At 69.1% G+C, this 26275-nt stretch carries 24 protein-coding genes; 13 read left to right on the top strand and 11 right to left on the bottom strand.

What is annotated here, in order from left to right:
* Positions 1–65: 65 nt before the first annotated feature.
* From ACZ5PO_RS06435 to rimM, 4 genes are all read left to right on the top strand, one after another.
* On the top strand, positions 66–281 hold the full coding sequence (locus tag ACZ5PO_RS06435) for a glutathione S-transferase (RefSeq protein ID WP_464191448.1): 216 nt from the start codon (positions 66–68) through the stop codon (positions 279–281).
* A complete protein-coding gene (gene ffh / locus ACZ5PO_RS06430; RefSeq protein ID WP_464191446.1) occupies positions 281–1834 on the top strand; it encodes a signal recognition particle protein in 1554 nt (517 codons plus the stop codon). The genes ACZ5PO_RS06435 and ffh overlap by 1 nt, the downstream gene beginning before the upstream one ends.
* An 87-nt stretch (positions 1835–1921) precedes the next feature.
* On the top strand, positions 1922–2278 hold the full coding sequence (gene rpsP / locus ACZ5PO_RS06425; RefSeq protein WP_464191443.1) for a 30S ribosomal protein S16: 357 nt from the start codon (positions 1922–1924) through the stop codon (positions 2276–2278).
* A gap of 14 nt (positions 2279–2292) precedes the next feature.
* Complete coding sequence (gene rimM, locus ACZ5PO_RS06420) at positions 2293–2955, top strand: ribosome maturation factor RimM (RefSeq protein WP_464191442.1); 663 nt, start codon at positions 2293–2295, stop codon at positions 2953–2955.
* A gap of 96 nt (positions 2956–3051) precedes the next feature.
* Here rimM and ACZ5PO_RS06415 read toward each other — a convergent pair whose 3' ends face one another.
* A complete protein-coding gene (locus tag ACZ5PO_RS06415) occupies positions 3052–3675 on the bottom strand; it encodes a TetR/AcrR family transcriptional regulator (protein WP_464191440.1) in 624 nt (207 codons plus the stop codon).
* Between the two features lie 66 nt (positions 3676–3741).
* On the opposite strand from ACZ5PO_RS06415, the gene ACZ5PO_RS06410 reads away from it, so the two are divergent.
* The 4 genes from ACZ5PO_RS06410 (at position 3742) to ACZ5PO_RS06395 (ending at position 7028) form a co-directional block, all read left to right on the top strand.
* Complete coding sequence (locus tag ACZ5PO_RS06410) at positions 3742–4356, top strand: glutathione binding-like protein (RefSeq protein WP_464196706.1); 615 nt, start codon at positions 3742–3744, stop codon at positions 4354–4356.
* A 66-nt stretch (positions 4357–4422) separates the two neighbouring features.
* A complete protein-coding gene (gene trmD / locus ACZ5PO_RS06405; protein WP_464191438.1) occupies positions 4423–5190 on the top strand; it encodes a tRNA (guanosine(37)-N1)-methyltransferase TrmD in 768 nt (255 codons plus the stop codon).
* Between the two features lie 737 nt (positions 5191–5927).
* Positions 5928–6218 carry a hypothetical protein gene (locus tag ACZ5PO_RS06400; protein ID WP_464191436.1) on the top strand — a complete coding sequence of 97 codons (291 nt, stop codon included), beginning with the start codon at positions 5928–5930 and terminating at the stop codon, positions 6216–6218.
* 60 nt (positions 6219–6278) lie between these two features.
* The gene (locus ACZ5PO_RS06395; protein ID WP_464191434.1) at positions 6279–7028 is read left to right on the top strand and encodes a metallophosphoesterase; all 750 of its coding nucleotides are present in this window, start codon (positions 6279–6281) and stop codon (positions 7026–7028) included.
* 42 nt (positions 7029–7070) lie between these two features.
* Here the strand turns inward: ACZ5PO_RS06395 and ACZ5PO_RS06390 are convergent, their stop codons facing one another.
* A complete protein-coding gene (locus ACZ5PO_RS06390; RefSeq protein ID WP_464191432.1) occupies positions 7071–7781 on the bottom strand; it encodes a carbonic anhydrase in 711 nt (236 codons plus the stop codon).
* Between the two features lie 216 nt (positions 7782–7997).
* Between ACZ5PO_RS06390 and ACZ5PO_RS06385 the strand changes: the two genes are divergently transcribed.
* From ACZ5PO_RS06385 to ACZ5PO_RS06375, 3 genes are all read left to right on the top strand, one after another.
* Positions 7998–9398, top strand: a complete 1401-nt coding sequence (locus ACZ5PO_RS06385; protein WP_464191430.1) for a sugar porter family MFS transporter — start codon at positions 7998–8000, stop codon at positions 9396–9398.
* 21 nt (positions 9399–9419) lie between these two features.
* Positions 9420–10697 (top strand): carbohydrate porin, encoded by a 1278-nt coding sequence (locus ACZ5PO_RS06380; RefSeq protein ID WP_464191428.1) that lies wholly within the window; start codon positions 9420–9422, stop codon positions 10695–10697.
* Between the two features lie 139 nt (positions 10698–10836).
* Positions 10837–11739: a GNAT family N-acetyltransferase gene (locus tag ACZ5PO_RS06375; protein WP_464191426.1), complete on the top strand. Its 903-nt coding sequence runs from the start codon at positions 10837–10839 to the stop codon at positions 11737–11739.
* Between the two features lie 322 nt (positions 11740–12061).
* Here the strand turns inward: ACZ5PO_RS06375 and ACZ5PO_RS06370 are convergent, their stop codons facing one another.
* The 8 genes from ACZ5PO_RS06370 to ACZ5PO_RS06335 all read right to left on the bottom strand — a co-directional run bounded on the left by ACZ5PO_RS06370 (position 12062) and on the right by ACZ5PO_RS06335 (position 20876).
* Complete coding sequence (locus ACZ5PO_RS06370; protein WP_464191424.1) at positions 12062–13801, bottom strand: ABC transporter substrate-binding protein; 1740 nt, start codon at positions 13799–13801, stop codon at positions 12062–12064.
* Between the two features lie 87 nt (positions 13802–13888).
* Positions 13889–14152, bottom strand: a complete 264-nt coding sequence (locus ACZ5PO_RS06365; RefSeq protein ID WP_464191422.1) for a DUF2160 domain-containing protein — start codon at positions 14150–14152, stop codon at positions 13889–13891.
* A gap of 47 nt (positions 14153–14199) precedes the next feature.
* Complete coding sequence (locus ACZ5PO_RS06360; RefSeq protein ID WP_464196704.1) at positions 14200–15024, bottom strand: carbohydrate ABC transporter permease; 825 nt, start codon at positions 15022–15024, stop codon at positions 14200–14202.
* Between the two features lie 61 nt (positions 15025–15085).
* Positions 15086–15988: a carbohydrate ABC transporter permease gene (locus ACZ5PO_RS06355; protein ID WP_464191420.1), complete on the bottom strand. Its 903-nt coding sequence runs from the start codon at positions 15986–15988 to the stop codon at positions 15086–15088.
* Positions 15988–17067 carry an ABC transporter ATP-binding protein gene (locus tag ACZ5PO_RS06350; RefSeq protein ID WP_464191418.1) on the bottom strand — a complete coding sequence of 360 codons (1080 nt, stop codon included), beginning with the start codon at positions 17065–17067 and terminating at the stop codon, positions 15988–15990. Before ACZ5PO_RS06350 ends, ACZ5PO_RS06355 begins: the two co-directional genes overlap by 1 nt.
* A gap of 9 nt (positions 17068–17076) precedes the next feature.
* Complete coding sequence (locus tag ACZ5PO_RS06345) at positions 17077–18177, bottom strand: ABC transporter ATP-binding protein (RefSeq protein WP_464191416.1); 1101 nt, start codon at positions 18175–18177, stop codon at positions 17077–17079.
* Between the two features lie 166 nt (positions 18178–18343).
* Positions 18344–19960 (bottom strand): glycerol-3-phosphate dehydrogenase, encoded by a 1617-nt coding sequence (gene glpD, locus ACZ5PO_RS06340; RefSeq protein ID WP_464191414.1) that lies wholly within the window; start codon positions 19958–19960, stop codon positions 18344–18346.
* Positions 19961–20099: 139 nt separating this feature from the next.
* On the bottom strand, positions 20100–20876 hold the full coding sequence (locus ACZ5PO_RS06335; protein WP_464191412.1) for a DeoR/GlpR family DNA-binding transcription regulator: 777 nt from the start codon (positions 20874–20876) through the stop codon (positions 20100–20102).
* A 528-nt stretch (positions 20877–21404) separates the two neighbouring features.
* Between ACZ5PO_RS06335 and metG the strand changes: the two genes are divergently transcribed.
* Positions 21405–23090, top strand: a complete 1686-nt coding sequence (gene metG / locus ACZ5PO_RS06330; protein ID WP_464191410.1) for a methionine--tRNA ligase — start codon at positions 21405–21407, stop codon at positions 23088–23090.
* 229 nt (positions 23091–23319) lie between these two features.
* On the opposite strand, the gene ACZ5PO_RS06325 is transcribed toward metG, so the two are convergent.
* Positions 23320–24456, bottom strand: a complete 1137-nt coding sequence (locus ACZ5PO_RS06325; protein ID WP_464191408.1) for an OmpA family protein — start codon at positions 24454–24456, stop codon at positions 23320–23322.
* Positions 24457–25938: 1482 nt separating this feature from the next.
* Between ACZ5PO_RS06325 and ACZ5PO_RS06320 the strand changes: the two genes are divergently transcribed.
* Entirely contained in the window at positions 25939–26073 is a 135-nt protein-coding gene (locus ACZ5PO_RS06320; protein ID WP_464191406.1) for a hypothetical protein, read from the top strand.
* Positions 26074–26275: the final 202 nt, after the last annotated feature.

Raw genomic sequence — 26275 nt, 5'->3', positions numbered from 1 at the left:
GGACACCTGCGCAGGCGGGGCCGAAGGCCTATATGCCCGTTTCGAGAGGTCGGCGAGGCGCCAACGTGGATACGAAGCCGCAACTGCGGATCGAGGACGCCGTGAACGAGACCTGTCCGTGGTCGGGACGCCCGATCGCGGCGGATTCGCTCACGCGCTATCGCGGCGCCGTGGTCGGCTTCTGCAATCCGGGCTGCCGCGACAAGTTCGAGGCGGCCCTGCGCCACTTCGAGGACGCGCTGGCCGCGCGCCGGGCCGAAACGGCAGGGAACGCCGAATAATGTTCGAGACGCTTTCCGAGAGACTATCCGGCATCCTCGATGGGCTGACCCGCCGGGGCGCGCTGACCGAGGCCAACGTCAACGACGCGTTGCGCGAGGTGCGCCGTGCGCTGATCGAGGCGGACGTGGCGCTCGAGGTGGTGCGCTCGTTCACCGACCGGGTGCGCAGCCGGGCCGTGGGCGCCGAGGTGGTGCGCTCGGTGACGCCCGGCCAGATGGTCGTCAAGATCGTCCACGACGAGCTCGTCGCCATGCTGGGGGCCGACGGCGCCACCATCGATCTGGATGCCGTCCCGCCGGTGCCGATCCTGATGGTCGGCCTGCAGGGCTCGGGCAAGACCACCACCACCGGCAAGATCGCCAAGCGCCTCACCGAGCGCGGCAAGCGCAAGGTGCTGCTCGCCTCGCTCGATACCCGCCGCCCGGCCGCCATGGAGCAGCTCGCCGTGCTCGGCAAGCAGGTGGGCGTCGACACCCTGCCCATCGTCGCCGGCCAGTCGGCGGTGCAGATCGCCAGGCGGGCGCTCGAGGCGGCCAAGCTCGGCGGCTACGACGTGGTGATGCTCGACACCGCCGGCCGCGTCACCATCGACGAGGGGCTGATGGCCGAGGCGGCCGAGGTCAAGGCCGCGACCCAGCCGCACGAGGTGCTGCTGGTCGCCGACGCCCTGACCGGCCAGGACGCCGTCAAGACGGCGCGCGCCTTCGAGGACCGGGTCGGCCTGACCGGCATCGTGCTGACCCGCATGGACGGCGACGGCCGCGGCGGCGCCGCTCTGTCCATGCGTGCGGTGACCGGCAAGCCGATCAAGCTGGTCGGCACCGGCGAGAAGCTCGACGCGCTCGAGGAGTTCCATCCCTCGCGCGTCGCCAACCGCATCCTCGGCATGGGCGACATCGTCTCGCTGGTGGAGCGGGCGGCGGAGACGATCGACGTCGAAAAAGCCGAGCGCATGGCGCAGAAGATGCGCAAGGGCGCCTTCGACCTGGAGGACATGGCCGAGCAACTGGCGCAGATGGAACGCGTCGGCGGCATGAAGGGCGTGCTCGGCATGCTGCCCGGCATCGGCAAGATGAAGGCGCAGCTCGACAACGCCAACCTCGACGACAAGGTCTTCAAGCGCCAGCGCGCCATCATCATGTCGATGACGCCCAAGGAGCGGCGTAACCCCGACCTGCTCAAGGCGTCGCGCAAGAAGCGTATCGCCGCCGGCTCCGGCACCAAGGTCGAAGACGTCAACAAGCTGCTCAAGATGCACCGGCAGATGGCCGACATGATGAAGGCCATGGGCAAGGGCGGCCGCGGCGGCCTGGGCGCGGCGCTCGGCAACATGTTCGGCATCGGCGGTGGCATGCCGCAGCCGACGCCGGAGATGCTGGAGCAGGCGCAGAAGGCGATGGGCAAAGGCGGTCTTCCCGGCCTGCCGGGTGGCGGCCTGCCGCCCATGCCGCCGGGCCTCGCCGGCAAGGGCCCGACGATCCCCGGCTTCCCTGGCCTCGGCAAGCCCGGCCTGCCCGGTCTCGGCGGCTTTCCCCTGGGCAAGAAGAAATAGGCTTTGGCGGATCCGCGGCCCGCGTTGCCGCCGACCGCATCCATGCAACCCCGAACGCGACGTCCAAAGACACCGAAGGAGTAACTCATGTCCCTGAAGATTCGCTTGGCCCGTGGCGGCGCCAAGAAGCGTCCCTATTACCGCATCGTCATTGCCGACGCCCGGTCGCCGCGCGACGGCCGCTTCATCGACCGCATCGGCGCGTACGATCCGCTCAAGGCCAAGGACGATGCGGCCCGCGTCGTGCTCGACGTCGAGAAGGCCAAGGACTGGCTCGCCAAGGGCGCGCAGCCGACCGACCGTGTCCTGCGCTTCCTCGATGCGGCCGGCGTGCTGAAGCGTCCCGCCCGTAGCAACCCCAAGAAGGGCGAGCCGGGCACCAAGGCGAAGGAGCGCGCCGCGGCCGCCGCCAAGGCCGCCGGCGGCGAAGAAGCCGCCGCGTAAGCCCCCCCGCGCCCGTGCGCTCGCGCCGTCCGCCGACCGCCAGGCCCGCGCCCAGCGGCGACGCCGCGCGCCGTCCGGTCCGCGCGGGGCCGGGCGCCGACGCCGCTGCGCCGCAGCCCGGCGTCGATCTCGCCGGGCATGTGGTGGTGGCCGAGTTCGGCCGCCCGCACGGGGTGCGCGGTGAGCTCCGGCTCAAGTCGCACACCGCCGACCCGATGGCCGCCAGCGGCTACGGCCCGCTGCTTGGCCGGGACGGGCGCAGCTTCGTCCTCAGCGACTGGCGTCCGGCGCCCGGCGGCGAGGGCGACATGTTCGTCGTGCGCGTCGCGGGCGTGGCCGACCGGACGGCGGCGGAGGCGCTGACACGGCTGACGCTCCACGTGCCGCGCGAGCGGCTGCCGGCCTTGACGGACGAGGACGAGTTCTATCTCGCCGATCTGGTCGGGCTCGCCGTGGAGCATGGCGGGGAGCGGCTCGGCCGCGTGCTGGCGGTGCATGACTTCGGCGCCGGCGACGTGCTCGAGATCGCCCGCGCCGACGCCGGCGCCGATGCTCGACAGACCAGCGTGATGGTGCCCTTCACCAAGGCTTTCGTGCCGACGGTCGACATCCCCGGCGGGCGCCTGGTGGTGGCGGCCGACCCATTCGCGGCCGCTGAGACGGCGGAGCGCGAATAGGGCGATCCGCCCCTGACGTCGACTTGCAGGCGCAACGCAAGCTGGACCGCCCCCACCCTGACCCTCCCCGCCGGACGGGTGCTTGAGGCAGCCGCCTCAGCGCGCCGGCTCGGGGCCGCAGATCAGGCCGATACCGGTCTCCGCGATCGCCTCCAGCTCGGCGCGGCCGTCGCCGGCGCGTGAACGGACGGCGAGGGTATGCAGGATGGCGGAGGCGATCTTGGCCAGGCTCGCCGGATCCGCCGTCGCGGCGATCTCGCCCCGGTCCCGCGCCAGCCCCAGGCGCTGCTCGAAAGCATCGTCGATCTGGCGCAACGCATCGCCCAGAAACGCGCGCACCTCCTGCCGTTGCACGGCCTCGGCCGTCGCCGTGCCGATCATGTAACAGCCGGGGGAAGGCTCGCGGTGGAAGTAGAGGTGCAGCGCATGGCCGTAGACGCGGCGCAGGCCCTCACGCACCGGCAGCTCCGGGGCGAGCGCCTGCGCCATCCCCACGGCAGCCTGGTCGCGGTAGCGCTCCAATGTCCTGAGGTAGAGCGCGTGCTTGTCGCCGAAGGCGCCGTAGAGGCTCGGCCGGCTCAGCTTCGTCGCGGCGCTGAGGTCGTCCAGCGACGTGGCACCGTAGCCGCTGCTCCAGAACGCTGCCGTCGCGTCGCCGAGCGCGGTGTCGGCGTCGTAGCTCGGCGGGCGTCCGCGACGCCCTTTTTCATTTTGTACCATATCGCATAAAATCCTTGACGCTCCATTTATGTGCGATACGGTACAAAAATGAAAGAGGAGGACGTCATGGAGCTGTTCTATTCCCCGCTCGCCTGTTCCCTGGCCAGCCGTGCCGCATGCTACGAGGCCGGGGCGCAGCCGACCTTCACCGCCGTCGACCTCAAGACCAAGCGCACGCGGGCGGGCGAGGATTATCTCGCCATCAATCCCATGGGGCAGGTGCCGGCGATCCGCACCGACAGCGGCGAGATCCTCACCGAGAACCCGGTGGTGCTGCAGTATGTGGCTGACCGCCACCCGGACGCTCATCTGGCGCCCACGGATCCGGCGGGCCGCGCCCGGCTGCAGCAGTGGCTGAGCTTCATCGGCACCGAGCTGCACAAGGTGGTGTTCACCCCGCTGCTCGATCCCGCCGCGCCGGAAGATGCCAAGCGCTATGCGCGGGCCAAGGCGGGACCGCGCTTCGCGGTGCTCGACCGGCACCTGGATGGCCGCGACTACCTGCTCGACCGCTTCAGCGTCGCCGACGCCTATCTCGCGGCGATCCTCAACTGGGCGTCCTTCGTCAAGATCGATCTCGACGAATGGCCGGCACTGAAGGCCTACCGCGACCGCGTCATGGCGCGTCCGTCCGTGGCCAAGGCGCTCGCCGAGGAATACACGCAATACCAGGCGGCCTGACGTGAGCCGTGCAGGCCTGGTGCGCGGCGGTTTGACCGCGCGCGCCCGGCGCGCCACAAGGCGGGCATGAGCGGAGACGACATCCCTTTCGCGGGCGATGACGCGCCTGGCGCGATCACGCCCTGGCGGGCAACGGTGCTGACCCTGTTCCCCGACATGTTTCCCGGCCCGCTCGGCCAGTCGCTCGCGGGGGAAGCGCTGCAGCGCGGCGTGTGGCGGCTCGACGCCCGCAACATCCGCGACCACGGGCTCGGCCGGCATCGCGCCGTCGACGATACGCCCTTCGGCGGCGGCCCGGGCATGGTGCTGCGCGCCGACGTGGTGGCGGCGGCGATCGACGCGGCCTGCCCGGCCGGCGACGCGCGGCCGCGCCTGCTGATGACGCCACGCGGCCGCCCGCTGAAGCAGGCGCGGGTGCGCGAGCTCGCCGCCGGGCCCGGCGTCGCCATCATCTGCGGCCGTTTCGAGGGCGTCGACGAGCGCGTGATCGCCGCCCGCGGGCTCGAGGAGGTGTCGATCGGCGACTACGTCCTGTCCGGCGGCGAGATCGCGGCGCTCGCCGTGCTCGACGCCTGCGTGCGGCTGCTCCCCGGTGTCATGGGCGCGTTCGCCTCCGGCGCCGACGAGAGCTTCGAAGGCGGCCTGCTCGAGTACCCTCACTACACGCGGCCGCGGGACTGGGACGGCCTTGCCGTGCCGGAGGTGCTGATGTCCGGCGATCATGGCCGAATCGAGCGCTGGCGGCGGCAGCAGTCTCTGGCCGTGACCCGCGCCCGCCGGCCGGACCTGCTCGGTGCCGAAAACGCCGCGGGCACGCCGTCGAAGCCCGATTAGGTCGTTCGACCGTTGCACGGCGAACACGCCGCCCGGGAAGATGTCCCGGGGGGCCGCGATCGGACCGTTTATTTACGGATCTGACATTTCTCGCCGGTACAGAGCATGTCATGGGAAGGGCGTGGCGGGGCTGCCGCGAACGTCCTCCCGAGACAGCGACTCGCCCAACAAGAGAGCGCCTCAATGGCCGTCAATACCGCTTGTTTTGCCTTGATCACCCTCGTTACCCTGGCCCTGATCCTCGTCCCGCGTCTGCTGCCGGCCCTCGGCTGATCTCAACGCCCCCGGAGCATTTGCCGATCGGACGCGTTCATCCGATCGGATGGGACATGCTCAAGATCCTTGAAACTGGAGCGGTTCTTTCGCGCGCGGGTGATTCCACCCGGGCGTAAGACGTTCTAGAGCGCCGGGCCCAGAAGTCGACGCCGGTTTTGGGTTCGACGCCAAGATTAAAGCGTTAGAGCGGCTGCTCCAATTCCATCGGAGCTGCCGCTCCAACAGCTGCCTCCGGCGTGCGCGTTCCCTGTCCAGGCCGATTCGAGCTGGGCCTGGCATGGAATTGCGAAATGCTCCAGGCGCGCAAAAATCGGGCACCGCTCTTGCGGCCGGTCGCCGGGACAGCGACATAGGCGAGAGCCCGGATGCCGTTGGAACACCTGCCGCCATAGGCGGTGTGGAAATCCCACGGCTGCATTTGTTGCAGTGCGGCAATCCGGAAAACGTGCTAATGTCGGCCTATGAAACAAAATCGCAAAAGCCCTGAAAATCTGCCGCCTATCAAAGTTCGGCACGAGCCTCCGACCATCGAGGAGGCGCTGGCCGCGGCGAGCGATCTCAGCGACGATTTCGAGCAGCGCATCGAGATCGCCGCCGGGCTCATGGGCATCTCGATGGACGAGGTCCGGCCCCATGCCGCCATCGCGAGGCGGCCCAAGGCACCGACCGTCACGATCGCCCATCGCACTTCCGTTCGCCAGGTCGTGGTGGAGCGCAAGCCCAGCCGCTCGATCGGCTCGCGCCTGCGCTGAGCGTCGGCGCCCGACCAGAAGATAGGTCCCACGACTTTCTGTCCGCCGCAGGAGAGGTCATTGGCCGGCCGGACGACACCCATCGGCACGGACATCGTCGCGAGGGCGCCTCCCGGGCAGCGCATCTACGCCATCGGTGACGTGCATGGCCGCGCCGACCTGCTCGAACGCCTCCTCGGGCTGATCGCCGCGGATCTGCGCCAGGCCGGCAAGCCCGGGCTGATCGTGCCGCTCGGCGACTATATCGACCGCGGCCCGGCGTCGGCCGAGGTGCTGCGCCGGATCGTCGAGGCGGACTTTCCCGCGCCGATCCACCCCTTGTGCGGCAATCACGAGGAGATGCTGCTCGACTTCCTGGAGGACGCCGCGGTTCTGGAGCATTGGGGTCGCAACGGCGGGCTCCAGACGCTCGAATCCTTCGGCATCGACGGTGCGGACCTGGTGCGCCGCGGCGGCTACGAAACGGCGCGCCGGGCTCTGCTGGAGCGGCTCGGACCCGCCGCCATCGCCGTTCTGCGCGCGCTGCCGCGGAGCCTGCGACTCGGCGACTACTTCTTCTGCCACGCCGGCGTCAGGCCCGGCGTGCCGCTGGACGCGCAGCAGGCGGACGACCTGGTGTGGATCAGGCACGAGTTCCTGCTGTCGACCGAGGCGTTCGGCGCCGTCGTCGTGCACGGGCACACGCCGGCGGCACAGCCCGAAGTGAGGCCCAACCGCATCAACATCGACACCGGCGCCTTCGCCACCGGCGTCCTCACCGCCCTGGTGCTCGACGGCGCCGATCGCGGCTTTCTGTCCACGGGATCGTGAGCGGCGCAGCCCCCGACTTCGTCCCGCTCAGCAGCGCAGACATCAAACCGCGGCGACGACGCCCGTCTTGAGGTCGTAGACGGCGCCGACCACCTTCACCTTGCCCTCGCTGACCATTGGCGCAAGGATAGGTGTTGCCTCCGCCAGGCGCTTCACGTTGAGGCGCACGTTCTCGGCGATGGCTGCTTCCAGCGGGTCTTTGGCGGTCTTGGCGGCCTCGGCCGCGGGCCTGATCGCGGCGACGAGGGCGGGCAGATGCCCTGGCAGCTCGATGCCGTCCTTCACCGCCTTGAGGGTCGAGTCGACGGCGCCGCAATTGCTGTGGCCGAGCACCATGATGAGCGGCACGCCAAGGACCTTGCTGCCGTACTCGAGACTGGCGAGCCCGTCCTCGTTGACGAAGTTGCCCGCCACGCGCACGACGAACAGCCTCCCCGGCCCCTGATCGAAGGCGAGCTCAGGCGCCACGCGCGAATCGGCGCAGCTGAGGATGGCGGCGAACGGGTACTGCACGCGCGCCCGCGCTGCGCGCCCGGCGGAAAAATCCTTGTTGGCCGACGTATTCTTCGCGTAGCGCTTGTTGCCGGCCATGAGCCGCTTGAGCGCCTCGTCGGGGCTGATGGCGTTGGGCGCGTCGGGCAGCGCCGGCGCTTCCGCCCAGGCCGGAAGGGCGAACGCCCCCGCGCAGGCTGCCGTCGCTCCCCCCAGCAGCAGACGCCGTCGTGACAGGCCGATTCGATGATGTTCGCACATGGCGGATCCCCCCTTTTTCCGGTCGTGTGCCGGATCGGCTCAATGTGCTCCCCTGCGATTTCAAGCTCAAGCGCGACCGATCGATCGACTTATATGCTATAGTTGTAGACAAGCTGAATCAGGCGCGCTCCGCGTCCGGATGAGCGGCGCCAGACGCGAAACGCTCTCGACAATCGGGGCCGGGCGTCGGGCGCGTGCGTGGGGGGAGACGGCGTCATGGTCTATCTCGTGGCCGCGGTCGCGGGGCTGGCGGGCTTCCTGTTCGGCTTCGACGAAGGCATCATCGCCGGTGCGCTGGGGCTGCTGCGCAGCCAGTTCGGCATCACCCCGTTCGTCGAGGGCGTGGTCACCTCCGCCGTCCCCTTCGGCGCCCTGTTCGGGGCGCTGGTGGCAGGCTCGCTCGCCACGTCCCTCGGCCGGCGCAAATCGCTGCTCGTCGCCGGTCTCATCTTCGTCGCGGGCGCCGTGCTCGCGGGCGCCGCCAACGGCGTCTGGACGCTGGCCGCGGCCCGGCTCGTCCTCGGCTTCGCCATCGGCCTCGCGGCGATCGTCGCCCCGCTCTACATTTCCGAGAACGCCCCGGCCCGGCATCGCGGCATGCTGGTCTCGATCTACCAGCTCGCCATCACGCTCGGCATCCTCGGCGCCTATCTGATCGGCTACGCCTTCTCGGAGTCCTGGCGCACCATGTTCACGTTGGGCGCCGTGCCGGGGCTGGCGCTGGCGCTCGGCATCTTCGCCATGACCGATACGCCGCGCTGGCTCGCCTCCAAGGGGCGGCTCGGCGAGGCGCGCGCCGCCATCGCCCGCATCCGCGGCACCGATGCCCAGGATGCCGCGGTCGATGCGGAGATGAACGCCATCGCGCAGACCGTCCAGGCCTCGGCGGCGGAAGCAACCTGGTCGGACCTCTTCGCCCCGCTGGTGCGTCCGGCTCTCGTCGTCGGCATCGGCCTGTTCCTGCTGCAGCAGGTGAGCGGCATCAATGCCGTCATCTACTACGCCCCCACCATCTTCCAGGCGGCCGGTTTCACGTCGAGCTCGGCGCAACTCCTGGCCACGGCGGGCATCGGCGTCGTCAACGTGCTGATGACCTTGGTCGGCATGGCCCTGATCGACCGGGTCGGGCGCCGCCGGCTGCTGTTCCTGGGCTTCGCCGGCACCGCCGTCGGCCTCGGCCTGATCGCCGTCGGCGCGCTGACCGACATGCAGGCGCTCGGGCCGCTGGCCCTCGTCGGCCTCGCGCTGTTCATCGGCTCGTTCGCGGCCAGCATCGGCCCGCTGCCCTGGGTGATGATGTCGGAGATCTTTCCGCTCAAGGTCCGCGCGCGCGGCATGAGCATCGCGTCGCTGGCCAATTGGGGCATGAACTTCGTCATCGTTTTCTCGTTCCCCACCCTGATCGCGACGCTCGGCCTCGGCGGCGTCTTCACCATCTATGCCGCCGCCTGCGTGCTGGGCCTGATCTTCACCCATCTCAAGGTGCCGGAAACCAGCGGCGTCTCGCTCGAGGCGATCGAGGCGCACCTGCGCTCGGGCCGGCCTTTCCGGACCCTCGGCGAGCCTCCCTCCACGCCGCTTCCCCCGGGTGGGCCGATGCTCGCTCCCAAGGCGTAGCCGGCGGCCCAAGGATCGACCATGTCTCGCCTGATCCTCGCGACTGTGGCCGCGGTCGCCGCGCTGGTCGCCCCGCCCGCCCGCGCGGACGATGCGCAGACGCTGTTCGGCGATTGGGGCGGCCTGCGCACGGCATGGGCGCAGCGGGGCGTGGCGTTCCAGATCGGCTACACCGAGGAGGGCGCCGGCAACGTGAGCGGCGGCGAGCACCGCTACGTCCGCGGCGCCGGCCAGCTCGCGCTCGGCACGACGCTCGACTTCGGGCGGCTGTTCGGCATCACCGGCGGCACGTTTCAGCTGACGCTGACCAACCGCAACGGCCGCAACCTGTCGTCCGATGCGGGCCTCGACACGCTGCAGCTGGTGCAGGAGGTCTACGGCCGCGGCAACATCTGGCGCCTCACGCAGATGTGGTACGAGCAGCAGCTGTTCGAGGGCGCCATATCCTGGAAGCTCGGGCGCATGACCTTGGGCGAAGACTTTGCCGCCTTCGCCTGCGACTTCCAGAACCTGACGTTCTGCGGGGCGACACCGGGCAACCTGGTGGGCAATTACTGGTACAACTGGCCGGTCAGCCAGTGGGGCACGCGGGTCCGCTTCGGCTCGCCCCAGGCCTACGTGCAGGTCGGCGCCTACCAGATGGACCCCAAGAACATCGCCGACGATCACGGCTTCTTCCTCGGCGGCAGCGGCACGACCGGGGCGTTGATGCCCCTCGAGATCGGTTGGCAGCCCACCTTCAACGGCCTGGCCGGCAGCTATAGCGCCACCATCTGGTACGACAGCTCCCACGCCGACGACGTCTACTACAACGGCTACGGGCTGCCGCTGGCGCTGGCCGGGGCCCCGCCGCTGCTGCGGCAGGGCCGCTACGGCATCAGCTTCCACTTTCTTCAGCAGGTCCTGCGGGTCTCGGCCGACGACCCCAAGCGCGGCCTCGCCGCCTTCGTCAACTTCACCCAGACCGATCGGCGCACCTCGCAGATCGACAACCAGGTCGCGCTCGGCCTCGTCTACACCGGCCCCTTCGACAGCCGGCCGCACGACGTCATCGCGCTGGCCTTCGGCCGCACCCAGGTCAACAGCCGCTACGCCCGGACGGAGGCCCTGACCAATCTGGCCAGCCCGGGCTCGACCAAGGTGCAGGGCGCCGAATACGTGCTGGAGGCCTACTACAACGTCGAGCTCGCCCGCGGCCTGGAGCTCAGGCCCAACGTGCAGCTGATCCGCTATCCCGGCGGTGTCACCAGCGCCAAGGACGCCGTCGTGCTCGGCATCAAGGCGATGGTCAACTTGTGACATGGCGGCCTTGAGGAGAAACGCCTCGACGTTTTTTCTCAGGCAGTCTCATCGGTGACGTCGGCATCCTGCCGGAGTACTGGTATGATCGAAGCTGCTGCTCGCGCTCAGCCCCAGACATCTTTGCTGGAGTCGCCCCATGTCGATTGTTTACAGGCCAGCTCGGGTGGACGATTTAGTCACGGCCGATGCTCTGGTTGTCGGTAGCATCAACGATCTGACGGTTCGGCATGGCTTCGGCCCGATCGCGACGGTCAGTCCTCCCAACTTTCAGCAGTTTTCGCTCGCGGACGACCCTGACGGCCTATGGGTCGCCGAGGATGGCGACGAGATCCTTGGCTTTGCCTGGAGCTGGGTGTGCGGGGACGTCTGGTTCCTCGCGCAGCTGTTCGTCGATCCCGCACGGCAGGGCCAGGGCATCGGACAGGAGCTTTTGGAACGAACCATGGAGCACGCCCGCACGTCAGGGGCAGCTCACAAGGCCCTTATTACGTTCACCTTCAATCGTGTCTCGCAGGGCCTCTATATGCGGTACGGCCTCTTTCCCAAGATGCCGATTTACGTCTTCAACGCTGCGCGCCAACGGGTGACGCATGAGTTGCCGGAGCCGCCGTTGCGAGCCATCGCGATCGACGACAGCGCCGCGACCATCGAGAAACTTGTCGAGATCGATCGCCGCGCCATAGGCGTCTCGCGCGAAAAGCATCACCGCTACTTGCTCAACGACCGGGCGACCACCGGGGTTTTGCTCTGCGCCGGCAGCGACTGCATCGGCTACACTTATGTCGGCTCCAACGGGCACATCGGCCCCCTCGCCGTCGCGCGATCTGACGCTCTTCGCGATGCCTTTGCGACTGCATTGAAGCTGGCGGCAGACGGCTCTGCCGAGACGATCTCGGCATTCCTGCCCGGCACATGCGACAGCGCCTTGAGCCTTGCGATCGATCAAGGCATGCGGATCAGCTTTCCGATGTTGTTGATGGCTTCGCCCGGCTATGGCGACTGGACCCAGTATCTGCCGAGAAATCCGGGCTTCATGTGATCAGCCGCCTGAACGTCGGCGCAAGTCGAGTGCGCGCGACTTGCGTTGACGGGGGCGAGGGCAGCAGCAGGTTCCGGCGGCGTCGAGGCGAGACCCCGACCTGTCCCTTCCGCTTCGCTTCGCTCCGCACGGGACAGCCTCCCGGCAAGGGGAGGCTGTTCGGCTGGCCGTCCGCCAACTCTCCAACGGTTGTAAGCGTGGGTTCCTCCCTCCCCCCGCGGCGAAGCCGTGGTGGGGAGGGGCAGAGGTGGGGCAGTGCGGCTTGCGTTGCGTCTTCAGAACTTCGGCCTCGTGCCGCAAGCCACCACAGCTTTCGGACGCCTCAGTTCTTCTTCGGCGGCGTGGCCGGCCAGGACTTGATCAGCGTGTCGTAGTCGATCGTCTCGCCCTTCGGCTTCTCGTTCGCCAGCTTGGGCTGGGGTGCGATATTGCCGTCGGCCTTCGACTTGGCGAACCAGGCTTGCGCCGTCTGCTTGGGGTTCAGCTTCGGTCCGCATTCGCCTTGCACGCCGGAGCGCTCCAGCCGCTCGAGCACCGAGTCCTGGGCGGCGGCGAGCGAATCCATCGCCGCCTGCGCCGTCTTCGCGCCGGAGGAGGCGTCGCCGATGTTCTGCCACCAGAGCTGGGCGAGGCGCGGATAGTCCGGCACGTTGTTGCCGGTGGGCGTCCACTGCACGCGCGCGGGCGAGCGGTAGAACTCGATCAGCCCGCCGAGCTTCGGGGCCCGGTCGGTGAAGCTCTTGTCCCAGATGTCGCTCTCGCGGATGAAGGTGAGGCCCACATGGCTCTTCTTCAGGCTCACCGTCTTGGAGACGATGAACTGGAGGTAGAGCCAGGCCGCCTTGCGCTTCTCGATCGGGGTCGAGCTCAGCAGGGTCAGCGAGCCCGCATCCTGGTAGCCGAGCTTCATGCCGTCGCGCCAATAGGCACCCTTGGGCGACGGCGCCATCCGCCATTTCGGCGTGCCGTCGGGGTTCACCACGGGCAGGCCGGGCTTCACCATGTCGGCGGTGAAGGCGGTGTACCAGAAGATCTGCTGGGCGATGTTGCCCTGCGCCGGCACGGGGCCCGACTCGGAGAAGGTCATGCCGCGCGCCTGGGGCGGCGCATACTTGTTGAGCCAGTCGACATATTTCTGCACGGCGTAGACGGAGGCGGGCCCGTTGGTGTCGCCGCCGCGATCGACCGATGAGCCGACCGGCCGGCAGCCCTCCATGCGGATGCCCCATTCGTCCACCGGCAGCCCGTTCGGGATGCCCTTGTCGCCATTGCCTGCCATGGAGAGCCAGGCATCGGTGAAGCGCCAGCCGAGCGACGGGTCCTTCTTGCCGTAGTCCATGTGGCCGTAGACGCGGGCGCCATCGATCTCCTTGACGTCGTTGGTGAAGAACTCGGCGATGTCCTCGTAGGCCGACCAGTTCACGGGCACGCCGAGGTCGTAGCCGTACTTCGCCTTGAATCTGTCCTTCAGGTCGGGCCGCGCGAACCAGTCGTAGCGGAACCAGTAGAGGTTGGCGAATTGCTGGTCGGGCAGCTGGTAGAGCTTGCCGTCCGGGGCCGTGCCGAAGGACTTGCCGATGAAGTCGTCGACGTCGAGCATCGGATTGGTGACGTCCTTGCCGGGCCCCGCCATCCAATCGGTCAGGTTGGTGGTCTGCTTGTAGCGGAAATGCGTGCCGATCAGGTCAGAATCGTTGATCCAGCCGTCATAGACGTTGCGGCCGGACTGCATCTGCGTCTGCAGCTTCTCGACCACGTCGCCTTCCTGGATCAGATCGTGCCTCGCCTTGATGCCGGTGATCTCGGTGAAGGCGCGGGCCAGCGTGCGGGCCTCGTACTCGTGGGTGGTGATCGTCTCGGAGACGACGTTGATCTCCATGCCGGCGAAGGGCTTTGCCGCATTGACGAACCACTCCATCTCCTTGACCTGGTCCTCCTTTGAGAGCGTCGAGGGCTGGAACTCGCCGTCGATCCAGCGCCGCGCCGCGTCCATGTCGGCGAAGGCCGGTACCGCGCCGAGCACGACGCACAGCGCGGTGGCGGCCAACAGATGCTTTTTCATCGTTTCCTCCAACTGTGATCGTTCTTGTTCAGGGCCTTGGCGGCTTCTTGTTGCGAAGGCGGCAGGTTCTCGATGCCTCCGTGATGGTTAGACGAAGCGGAAGACCGCTGCGGCGTAGAGAAGTGAAAGGCCTGTCGCCCACCAGAGCTGGCCGCCGGCGAGGCCGAGCCAGGCGAGGTGGATGAAGGCGGCCCCGAGCAGGCTCAGGAACAGCCGGTCACCGCGCGTCGTCGGGATGCCCAGCATGCCGACGCGCGCGAGCTCGGGCAGCCGGATGGCGAGCCCCGCCATCACGAGCAGCAAGCCGAGGATCGTCGCGAAGAACAGCGCCGTCGGCAGGGTCCAGGCCATCCAAGAGAGATCTGGCCAAGAGAAATCTGGCCAAGAGAGATCCGGCATCACACCCTCCCCAGGGCGAAGCCCTTGGCGATGTAGTTGCGGACGAACCAGATCACGAGCACGCCAGGGATCAGCGTCAGCACCCCCGCCGCCGCGAGCAGCCCCCAGTCCATGCCGGCGGCCGAGACGGTGCGCGTCATCGTGGCGGCGATCGGTTTGGCGTTGACCGTGGTCAGGGTGCGGGCCAGCAGAAGCTCGACCCACGAGAACATGAAGCAGAAGAAAGCTGTGACGCCGATGCCGTTGGCGATGATCGGCGCAAAGATTTTTGCGAAGAAATGCGGGAAGGAATAGCCGTCGAGATAGGCCGTCTCGTCGATCTCGCGCGGCACGCCCGACATGAAGCCTTCCAGGATCCACACCGCCAGCGGCACGTTGAACAGGCAGTGGGCGAGCGCCACCGCAAGCGGCGTATCGAACAGCCCGATGGCCGAGTAGAGATTGAAGAAGGGCAAGGCGAAGATCGCCGGCGGTGCCATCCGGTTCGTAAGCAGCCAGAAGAACAGATGCTTGTCGCCGAGGAAGCGGTAGCGCGAGAACGCATAGGCAGCCGGCAGCGCCAGCAGGATGGAGATCACCGTGTTCATGACCACGTAGGTCAGGGAGTTGATGTAGCCCGAGTACCAGGACGGGTCGGTGAAGATCGTCCGGTAGTTGTCGAAGGTGATCTCGCGCGGCCAGAGCGTCATGCCGGCGTTGATCTCGGCGTTGGTCTTCAGGCTCATGATGACGAGCCAGTAGATCGGCAGGATGAGAAAGATCAGGTAGAGGCCGAGCGTCAGGCCAGCGCCGTGCAGCCGGACCGCGGCGCGCGCCTTCCGCATCACACCCGCGGCGGGGAGCGAGGCGGTCGCGGGCATGCTCTCCGCGGTCATCGGCGGCTCCTCACCGGTCCGCCGGCAGGCGCCGGCGCTCGACGTCGAGATTGGTCATCACCGTGTAGAACACCCAGCAGACGGCAAGGATGATCAGGTTGTAGACGATCGACATGGCCGCTGCCTTGCCCAGGTCGAACTGGCCGAGCGCCAGCTTCACCAGCTCGATGGAGAGGAAGGTGGTCGAGTTGCCCGGACCGCCGCCGGTGACGACGAAGGGCTCGGTGTAGATCATGAACGAGTCCATGAAGCGCAGCAGAACGGCGATGATCAGCACGCGCCGCATCTTCGGCAGCTGGATGTAGCGGAACACGGCCCAGCGGCTGGCGCCGTCGATGCGCGCCGCCTGGTAGTAGGCGTCCGGGATCGACTTCAGCCCAGCATAGCAGAGCAGCGCGACCAGCGAGGTCCAGTGCCAGACATCCATCACGATGATGGTGATCCAGGCGTCGAGCGGATCGGCGACGTAGTTGTAGTCGATCCCCAGCCGGTTGACCGTATAGCCGAGGAGCCCGATGTCGGCGCGGGCGAAGACCTGCCAGATCGTGCCCACCACGTTCCAGGGCACCAGCAGCGGCATCGCCATCAGCACCAGCGTCGCGGCCACCTTCCAGCCCGCGCGTGGCATGGCGAGCGCGACAGCAATGCCGAGTGGCACCTCGATGATGAGGATGATCGCGGAGAAGACGATGTTGCGCCACAGCGAGTCGAAGACGCGTGAGCCGAGATCCGTCGACGGGTCGAGCAACTCCCGGTACCAGCCGGTGCCGTTCCAGAAGAACTGGTTGTTGCCGAAGGTGTCCTGCACCGAATAGTTCACGACCGTCATCAGCGGAATCAGTGCCGAGAAGGCGACGATGGCGAGCACCGGCAGAACGAGGAACCAGGACCGGTTGTCGTAGGGCTTGTCCATCACGCCCTCCCGCTCAGACGTTCGCCGTCGGCATAGACGTGGACCTGTCCGGGCTGCAGGACCACGCCGGCAGCCGAGCCGATGTCCGTCAGCGTCTCGGGGACGCTCGCCGCAAAGGCGTGGCCAGCGAGCCGTAAGCGCGCCAGCCTGGCGCGGCCGAGATCGTCGATGCGCTCGACCGTGGCCGCCAGTCCCTCGCCCTGCGGTGCCAGGCGGGCGAATTCGGGCCTGACGCCGATCTCGATGCGCTTGCCGGCGGGGATGTCGTAGCTGCGGCCGAGGTCGATCGCTCCGCCGTCGACATAGGCGCGGCTGCCCTCGACCCGGGCCGGCAGCACGTTCATGCCGGGCGAGCCGATGAAGTAGCCGACGAAGGTGTGCGCGGGCCGCTCGAACAGCTCGTCCGGTCGCCCGGCCTGCACCACCTTGCCGTCGTGCATCACCACCACCGTGTCGGCAAAGGTCAGCGCCTCGGTCTGGTCGTGGGTCACGTAGATCATGGTGACGTCGAGGGCGCGGTGCAGCGCCTTGAGCTTGGAGCGCAGCTCCCATTTCAGCTGCGGGTCGATCACCGTCAGCGGCTCGTCGAACAGGATCGCCGCCACGTCGGGCCGCACCAGCCCGCGGCCGAGCGAGATCTTCTGCTTGGCGTCGGCGGTCAGCCCGCGCGCCTTACGGTCGAGCTCGCCCGTCAGGTCGAGCAACTCGGCGATTTCGCCGACACGCCGGTCGAGCGCCTTGCCTGTCAGCCCGCGGTTGCGCAGCGGGAAGGCGAGGTTCTCGCGGACCGTCATGGTGTCGTAGACGACCGGGAACTGGAAGACCTGCGCGATATTGCGCTTCTCCGTCGGCAGCCCGGTGACGTCGCGTCCGTCGAACAGAACCTGGCCGTGAGACGGCGCCAGCAGGCCCGAGATGATGTTGAGCAGCGTGGTCTTGCCGCAGCCGGAGGGCCCGAGCAGCGCATAGGCGCCGCCCTGGCGCCAGGTCAGGTTCATCTGCTTCAGGGCGAAATCGCTCGGTTCCCGCGCCCCGGGCTTGTAGGAATGGGCCAGATTCGAAAGCTCGATGCGGGCCATGGCTTATCCTCAGGCGGCCGAGCGGAAGGTGGGCGCATAGGCGAGCCCGCCGTCGGGGGCGAAGGCGAAGATCTCCGCTGGATCGATATGGACGGTGACGGCCGCGCCGGGCTCGAGCTCCTGCACCCCCGGCACGAGCGCCACCCAGCGCAAGCCGGCGCATTCGACATGGACATAGCTTTCCGAGCCGGTGATCTCGGCCACCGTCACCGTGCCGCCGAAATCGAGGCTCGGCGCGCGGCCGGCGCGCAACGTCAGCTGATGCGCCCGGAAGCCGAGCCGGTAGTCGCCGTCGGCCAGCCCGGCCAGCGCCCCGCTCGCGGGGGCGCTCGCGCCGCCGGGCAGCTCGATCATGGCGCCGCGCTTGCTCACGGGCAGCAGGTTGAGCGGCGGGTCGGAGAAGATCTGCGCGGTGGTGAGGTCCACGGGGCGGCGATAGACTTCGGCGCTGGGGCCGTACTGCGTCACGCGGCCCTGCCAGAGCGACGCCGTGGTGTCGCCGAGCAGCAGCGCCTCCTGCGGCTCCGTCGTGGCGTAGACCACGGTCGCCTGCGAGGCGCGCACGATCTTCGGCAGCTCTTCGCGCAACTCCTCGCGCAGCTTGTAGTCGAGATTGGCGAGCGGCTCGTCGAGCAGCACGAGGTCGGCGCCCCTGACCAGGGCGCGCGCCATGGCCGTGCGCTGCTGCTGGCCGCCCGACAGGTTGAGCGGCAGCCGCTCGAGAAAGGGCTCGAGCTGCAGCAGCCGCGCCATGGCGCGGACCTTGTCCTCGATCTCGGCCTTGGGCAGGCCTTTCACCCGCAGTGGCGAGGCGATGTTCTCGAAGACGCTGAGGTTCGGGTAGTTGATGAACTGCTGGTAGACCATGGCCACGGAGCGCTCGCGCACGGCAACGCCGGTCACGTCGGTCTCGGACCTGCCGTCGGTCACGAGGATGCGCCCGGCGGTCGGCCGGTCGAGCCCGGCCATCAGCCGCATCAGCGACGTCTTGCCGGCGAGCGTCGGGCCGAGCAGCACGGTCATGGTGCCCGGCATCAGGCGCAGGCTGGTCTCGTAGATATAGGTTTCGGCGCCGACGTCGCGCCGCACCCCGTCGAGGATCAGGCCCACGCGAACCTCCCTTGCGCTCTGCGCCGGCTGGAGCCGGTCGGATTGCGCCCATTCGCCTTCGAGCCTGCCGTCTCGCCCGCGGAGGTGAATGCCGCCTGCGGGGCAGGCCCAGGAGCTTCTCCTGATCAGATGGGATCATCCGATCGGAAGGACATGCTCCAATGTGTCAATCTGGAACGCTTTGTTTACGATTGGACGTCTCCGCCCAGTCGCTGCGCGCTCCAGAGGTCCTGTTCAGTGCCGCCCGCTGCGCCGTGGCGCCGGAGGTGCCGGCAGCGGCCCGCATGAAATCGTCCAGCGCCTCGCACTGTGTCTCGGACAGCCGCAATCCGAGCTTGCTGCGGCGCCACAGCACGTCCGCGGCCCGCCGTGCGAATTCGGCGCGCATGAGGTAGCGTACCTCCAGCTCGTAGAGATCGGCGCCGAAATGCCGACCGAGGTCGGAGACAGCCTGGGCGCCGGCGAGCATCTCGCGTGCTTTCGTCCCATAGGCGCGGGCCAGCCGCGCGACGGCGGCGCTCTCCAGCCAGGGATGCTCGGCGCCGACCGCGGCGGCCAGCGCATCGAGACCGTCCATGGGGAAGTCGCCGCCCGGCAGGCGCGCCTCCTTGGTCCAGGCCGGCCGCCGTGCCCAGTCCGCATGGGGTGCGAGCTTGTCGATCGCCGCCTCGGCGAGGCGGCGATAGGTCGTGATCTTGCCGCCGAACACGGAGAGCAGGGGCGCCTCGCCCGCCGGCGCATCGAGGGTGAGCACGTAGTCCCGCGTTGCTTCCTGCGCCTTCGACGCACCGTCGTCGTAGAGCGGCCGCACGCCGGAATAGGTCCAGACCACCGTCTCGCGCGTCACGGGCGCGCGAAAGTACTCACTCGCTGCGGCGCAGAGATAGTCGATTTCTTCGGGGCTGATCGAAACGGCGGCCGGGTCACCGTGGTAGTCAAGGTCGGTGGTGCCGATCAGCGTGAAGTCGTGCTCATAGGGAATGGCGAAGACGATGCGCCCGTCGGCGTTCTGGAAGATGTAGCAGCGATCGTGCTCGAAGATTTTGCGAACCACGATATGGCTGCCCTTGACCAGACGTACCGCCGCCTCGGTGCTGGACCGGACGATGCCGCCGAGGACGCTGCCGACCCAGGGGCCCGCTGCATTGACCAGCGCCTTCGCCTCGACCGTCGTGCGCCGTCCGCCAGCCTCGGCCTCGACCCGCCACAGCCCGCCGACGCGTTCGGCCGAGATGACCTTCGTGCCGGTCAGGATGTCGGCGCCGCGCTCGGCCGCATCGGCCGCGTTCAGCACGACGAGCCGCGAATCCTCGACCCAGCAATCGGAGTATTCGAAGGCCCTGGCCCGGCTGTCCTTCAGCGGTTGCCCGGCCGGGTCGTGCGCAAGGTCGAGCGAGCGCGTCGGCGGCAGCCGCTGGCGCCCGCCGAGGTGATCGTAGAGGAAGAGGCCGAGGCGCAGCAGCCACGCTGGCCTCAACCCCCTGTGGTGAGGCAGCACGAAGCGCAGCGGGCGGATGATGTGGGGCGCCATCCGCCACAGCACCTCGCGCTCCCTCAGCGCCTCGCGCACCAGCCGGAACTCGTATTGCTCGAGATAGCGCAGCCCGCCATGGACCAGCTTGGTCGAGGCGGAGGAGGTCGCGCTGGCGAGGTCGTTCTGCTCGAACAGGACAACTGCCGCGCCGCGCCCGGCTGCATCGCGCGCGATCCCGCAGCCATTCACGCCGCCGCCGATGATGCAGAGGTCGAACGCGGCGCCGGTATGGGAGCGAGCGGCGTTCACGGCATCTCCTCATCGGGGGCGTCAATGGCCTCGATTTTCGTTTGATGCGTGAAGAGACAATAAGTGAAATTAAATACGAAAGCAATCTGCATGTGGTGAAACCGAAATGGGCCGAGGCGCGCGCAATCGCGCGTCCCGATCAGTCCTGATGTCCCACTTCGACGAGCTCTACGGCGTCCGTCTTGCACAGTGCGCGCAGGGGCTGAGAGGGCAATTCGTCGGTGACGAAGACATCGACTTCGCTGAGATGGCCGATGCGGATTGGAGCTGCGCGCTCGAGCTTCATCCGGTCGGCGACGAGCATGACCCGGCGGGCATTGTCGATGATGGCGCGGGAGACCCGCACCTCGCGAATGTCGAAATCGAGCAGCGCGCCGTCCTCGTCGATGGCGGACGCGCCGATCACGGCGTAGTCGACCTTGAACTGCTTGATGAAATCGACGGCGGTCGAGCCGATCAGCGCGCCGTCCGCCCGCCGCACCGGGCCGCCGGCCAGGACGACCTCGATGGTCGGCTGGCGGTAGAGCAGGGTCGCGACGTTGAGGTTGTTGGTGATGACGAGCAGCCCCTCGTGCTGCATCAGGGCGCGCGCCACCTCCTCCGTGGTCGTGCCGATATTGATGAAGAGGGAGGCGTTGTTGGGGATGAGGCGCGCCGCGGCTTCGCCGATGGCGCGCTTCTCCGGCTGCGAGATGAAGCGGCGCGCCTCATAGGCGACATTCTCCACGCCGGAGGCGATCACCGCGCCGCCATGCACGCGCGTCATCAGCCGGCGGTCGCACAGCTCGTTGAGGTCCTTGCGGATCGTCTGCGGCGTGACATCGAAGCGCGCCGCCAGCTCGTCGACGCTGACCCTGCCCTGCACCCTCGCCGTGGCGAGGATATCCGCCTGCCGCGGCGTGCCGAACTCGTCCATGGCTCTCGCTCTCACATCGGTGCTTTCGGTTTGTACCAGAGCCGAGCACGGAACGAATGTGAAATCGAAAGTCCTACTGCACGCGCCACCTGGTCGTGCCGTATGAGGTCGAGCCACGGCAACGACTTGGGTTCTTGAAGTCGATGGATGGCCGGGTCAAGCCCGGCCATGACGTTGAAGATAAAAGCCTTTCGGGTTCAGTTCGTCATGGCCGGGCTTGACCCGGCCATCCATCCGCCCATCCATCCGCTTAAGGACTCCAAACCTTTGTGCAGAGCTGCGAGCGCTTCGTTCGCGCATCCTCTTGCTCAACTTGGCCGACCGAGCTAACCCTTCACCATGACCGTGCTCTTCGCCCTCTCGTCGCGAATGACCCGGCCCGACCGCAGGAGGTCCGGCCGGAGAGGGTGATGCGCGTCCAGCGCGATCGAGGCGAGAGCGCCGAACCCAGCCCTTCCGTGCCGCGCGGGAGGGCTTTTTTGTTGCCGCGGGTTCGGCGCGCCCACCTCTCCGCACGGAACGCACCCCATGTCACGCCGTATCCTCATCACCAGCGCGCTGCCCTACGTCAACGGCATCAAGCACCTCGGCAACCTCGTCGGCTCGCTCCTGCCCGCCGACGTGCACGCCCGCTTCCATCGCCAGATCGGCAGCGACGTCCTCTTCATCTGTGCCACCGACGAGCACGGCACGCCGACCGAGATCGCCGCCGCGCGTGCCGGCCAGTCGCCGCGCGCCTTCTGCGACGTCCAGCATGCCCGGCAGGCCGACATCTACCGGCGCTTCGGCCTGAGCTTCGACCACTTCGGCCGCTCCTCGGCGCCGTCGAACCACGCCTTGACCCAGCACTTCTACCGTCGCCTCGACGAGGCCGGCCTCATCGCGGAGCGCAATGTGCCGCAGATCTGGTCGCCGGCGGACGGACGCTACCTGCCCGACCGCTACGTGCTCGGCACCTGCCCGCATTGCGGCGACGGGAGCGCGCGCGGCGACCAGTGCGACGCCTGCGGCAGCCTGCTCGATCCGGTGGATCTCGTCGCGCCGCGGTCGGCGCTCTCCGGCGACGCGCGCCTCGAGGTGCGCGAGAGCCGTCACCTCTTCCTGCGTCAGTCGGCCCTCGTCGACGCGCTGAGCGGCTGGCTCGACACGCGCGCCGGCTGGCCGCCCTTCGTGCTCTCCCTGGCGCGCAGCTGGCTCACGGCAGACCTGAAGGACCGCTGCATCACCCGCGACCTCGCCTGGGGCGTGCCGGTGCCGCGGCGGGGCTTCGAGGGCAAAGTGTTCTACGTCTGGTTCGACGCGCCCATCGCCTATATCGCGGCAACGCAGGACTGGGCGGCTACGGCGCCGGCCGGCGACTGGCGCACGTGGTGGTGGGGCGAGGCCGCCCGCGAGACGCACTACGTGCAGTTCCTCGGCAAGGATAATGTCCCCTTCCACACCGTCAGTTTCCCCGCCACGCTGCTCGGCTCAGGCGAGCCCTGGCATAGCGTGGACGTGATCAAGGGTTTTCATTGGCTCACGCATGCCGGCGGCAAGTTCTCGACGAGCCAGGGCCGCGGCATCTTCTGCGATCGGGCGCTCGACGTGCTGCCCGCCGACCTCTGGCGCTGGTGGCTGATCGCCAACGCGCCCGAGACGGCGGACACCGACTTCCAGGCCGTGCGCTTCGTCGCCGACGTCAACAAGGATCTCGCCGACGTCTTCGGCAACCTCGTCCAGCGCACGGTGCGCTTTGCCCAGGGCGCCTTCGACGGCCGCGTGCCGGGCGGCGGCGAGCCGGGGCCGGCGGAACGGACGTTGGCCGCCGACGCAGCGGGACATGTCGCAAGGCTGCGCGCGCACCACGAAGCCCGGGAGTTCCGACGTGCGGCGGCGGAGACACGCGCGCTCTGGTCGCGCGCCAATGCCTATGTGCAGACGGCCGCGCCGTGGAGCACGCTCAGGACGGACCGGGCGCAGGCTGCGCTCGCCACACGCACGGCCTGCAACCTCATACGGCTCTGCGCGACGGTCGGCTGGAGCATCGTGCCGGACCTTGCCGAGCAGGTGCTAGGCACGCTTGACCGAGGAACGGCGAGCGGCATTCCACCCTGGCCTGACCAGATCGAGCAGGCTGTCCTGGACGGGGGTGCGGCAGGACAGCCGCTGTCGTCGGTGGGGCCGCTGGTGACGAAGGTCGAGCTCGCGCAGCTCGCCTTCGCGGAAGCGTAGCCGACGGCAGCGTTGCGGCGGTTGGACCGACCCCCACCAGTCCCTCCGCTTCGCACGGGACAGTCTCCCCGCAAGGGGGCGGTCCTGCTTGCGTTCCGCTGTCAGAACAGAACAAGAGTTCAGAACATGATCCCCAAAGTGGATACCGGCTCCTGGACAAGATCAGGCTCAGAACGGAGGCCTGGAGCGGGATGATTCGAAGAAAATCACCCCGCTCCAGCTGCTGCTCCTACTGCTGGTTCTGGCCCGACAGGAGCGGCGTGATCCGGCGCACGGTGACGCGCCGGTTCTCCTCGGACGAGCCCTGCGTCGCCACCTTCAGATATTGCTCGCCGTAGCCCTGCGTCGTCAGGTTCTCCGGCGGGATCTGGTAGTTCTGCGTCAGGATCTCCGCGACCGAGGTGGCGCGGCGGTCCGAGAGCGACAGGTTGTCGACGGGCGCGCCGACCGCGTCGGTGTGCCCCTCCACCAGGAACACCTCGTTGGGGTTGCGCGCCAGGGCGCGGCGGATGCCCTCGGCGATGCCCGCCAGCTGCTGCACCTGGTCGGGCCTGACCGCCCAGGAGCCGCTGTCGAAGGTGATCGTGTTCACGTCGATGCTCGGCATCCGCGCCCTGAGGTTGGGGGTGTAACGGATCTCGTCGAGCGTGTAGCGGCGGTCGATGCGGGCGACCGGCGGGGCGACCAGCACCTCGTCGATCATCTGCTGGGGGGCGCTGCCGGCGTCGACGATGTAACGGTCGCGCGGCATCCGGATGACCGGCGGCGGCACATCGACGAAATAGCCGGCCACGGACCCCACGGGCCGCTCGAACGAGTTGTCGATGATCACCACCTCGCGCCCGTCCCGGTAGCGGCGTGCGCGCCTGAGCAGGCCGCCGTCGGGGCCGACGGTGGTGACCACCTGGGTGCCGTCCGGAGCGTCGTAGATGTTGATGTAGTCGTTGCCGCGGCGCTCGTCCCGGTAGGCGCGGCCGGGCAGACGGAAGCGCTCGGTCTCGTCCTGGCGGATGATGGTGCGGCCGCCTTCCTCGATGATGACGCGACCGGGCTCCTGGATGATGGTGCGCCCGCCCTGCTCGAAGGTGCGGCGATCGCGCTGCAGGTCCTGCAGCCGCCGCGGCGGCGGGAGCTGGCCGATCTGCCCGGCCGGCCCCGGCTGGCCCGCGGCAACGGGCGGCTGCCCCGGACGCTGGCCCGGAGCCGGGACGCCTGGCGCAGGCGCCGGTGCGGCGACCGGCGGCAGCACGCCCGGCACGCCGGCGCCGGGCGCGGGCATGGCCGGCGGGGCGGCCGCCGGCGGCTGGACCGAGGGCGGCAGGCCGGGCTGTGCGGGTGCAGGCGGCACCGCCGGGGCCGGAGCCATGGCCGGCGGCTGCGCCTGCGGTTGCCCGAGCGGCGCTGCCGGCTGAGCAGCGCCGGGCGCCGGCGGGGTCGGCGGGATGCCGGCCGGACGCCCTGCACCCGCGGGCGGCAGCGGTGCCGGCGCGGGCGCGCCGGGAGCGGCGGACGGCACCGGCGGCACCGGAGGCAGTGGGCGTGCCGTGGGCGGCGTCGGTGCACGCTCAGGGGGAGCCGGTGGCTGTCCTGCTGCCGGCGGAGGCGGTGGCCGCCGTGGCGTCCCGGGCTCGGGCAGCGGCGCCGGAGCGGCCGCGCCGGGCGCGGCTGATGGCACGGGGGGAGCAGGAGGCAGCGGGCGAGCGGCCGGCGGCGCGGGAGGCCGCTCGCCCGGAGCGGGCGGCTGGCCGGCAGCTGGTGGGATTGGCGGCCGCCGTGGCGTCCCGGGCTCTGGCAGCGGTGCCGGTGCGCCGGGAGGGGCGGACGGGACGGCGGGAGCCGAAGGCAATGGGCGAGCGGCCGGCGGCGCGGGGGGGCGCTCGCCCGGAGCCGGCGGCTGGCCGGCGGCCGGCGGGATTGGTGGGCGCCGTGGCGTTCCGGGCTCGGGCAGCGGCGCCGGCGCACCGGGGGGCACCGGCCTGGCGGCTGGCGGCCGCTCCGGCCGGCCTTCCTCGGGTGCATGGGGGCGCCGCTCCGGCGGTGCCGGCGGCACGGCGGATGGCGCCGGCGGGGACGGCCTGGCGGCCGGCGGCGTCGGCCGGCGCGGGGCCTGCTCCGGCGCACCACCGGGCTCCTGATCGGCGCCGCCGCCGCGCTCCGGCGCCGGCCGTGGCCCGTGCTCCGCCCCGCCGGGCGGCCGCGGGGCGCCCGGCGCCCGCTCCTGTCCCGGCCCGCGCTCCTGTCCGCGCTCCTGCCCCGGCGGCCGTCGGCCGGGCCGCTGCTCGCCCTCGCCGGGCTCCTGGGCCGGCGCCTGGGCGAAGCGATACGCCGTCGCGTCCCGCGTGCCGACGTCGATGTCCGTGAGCCGATGGGCGAGGGAGGGTCCGTCGGCCATGGCCATCGTCGACGAAACGAGGACCGGCATGACCGTGCCGGTGAGCAAGAGCCGCTTGCGCGTCATGATCTCTCCTGTGCCGCCCCGTTGCCCCACCCCCGAAGCCCTCGGGGGGCGCCGCTTGTTCCTCCCAACATCGTCAGCAAGATGGCGGCCCGGGGCTTTTCGCAAATCGCGACGGCCCGTCCCGATCCGCCATTGCAAAACGCCTCGGCCGATCGCGATCCGCGTCACTTCGACTGAATTCATTGGCTTTTTCGGCCCGGCAGGACTGGCCGCGGGCTTGCAACGATGTCGGCACGCCGCCGCAACGCCCTCGGGCCCGACGCAAAGGACAATGCCGATGACCGCTCTTCGCTCCGCCGTCTCGATCCTCTTCGCCACGCCGATCGGCTGGTCGGCCATGGCCGTCGGCCTCATCGCCTTCACCTCCATGCGGGCGGCGGGCGTCTGACCATGATCTCCGACCGTTGGCTGGCTGACGCCCGGCGGGCGCGCCTCATCCACTACTACGACCAAGCCGTCGTCGCCCTCATCATCGTGGCGGCGGCCGGCGCCGGCGTTGCCGCCGGCCTGCTTCTCGGCGGGTGAGCACGGCGGTGTCGGCCGCGGTCACCCGCCGCGACGAGCCATCCGGCCGGAACGGGAGCTATGCCGCTTCGGCGGCGCAACATCTTCCAAGCAGGCGACGCAGAAGGGAATAGAATTCCCTCCAGCTCAATCGAGTCTATAGATATGCCGCGGCGCAAAAAATAATCCTCCGCCAGCGCGCGAATACGCAAAGCTGTTCGCC

It is taken from the genome of Chelatococcus sp. KU-N122 (assembly GCF_055391085.1).
Note: the sequence above shows the minus strand (reverse complement) of the source record. Positions and strands in the feature narration are given on the sequence as shown.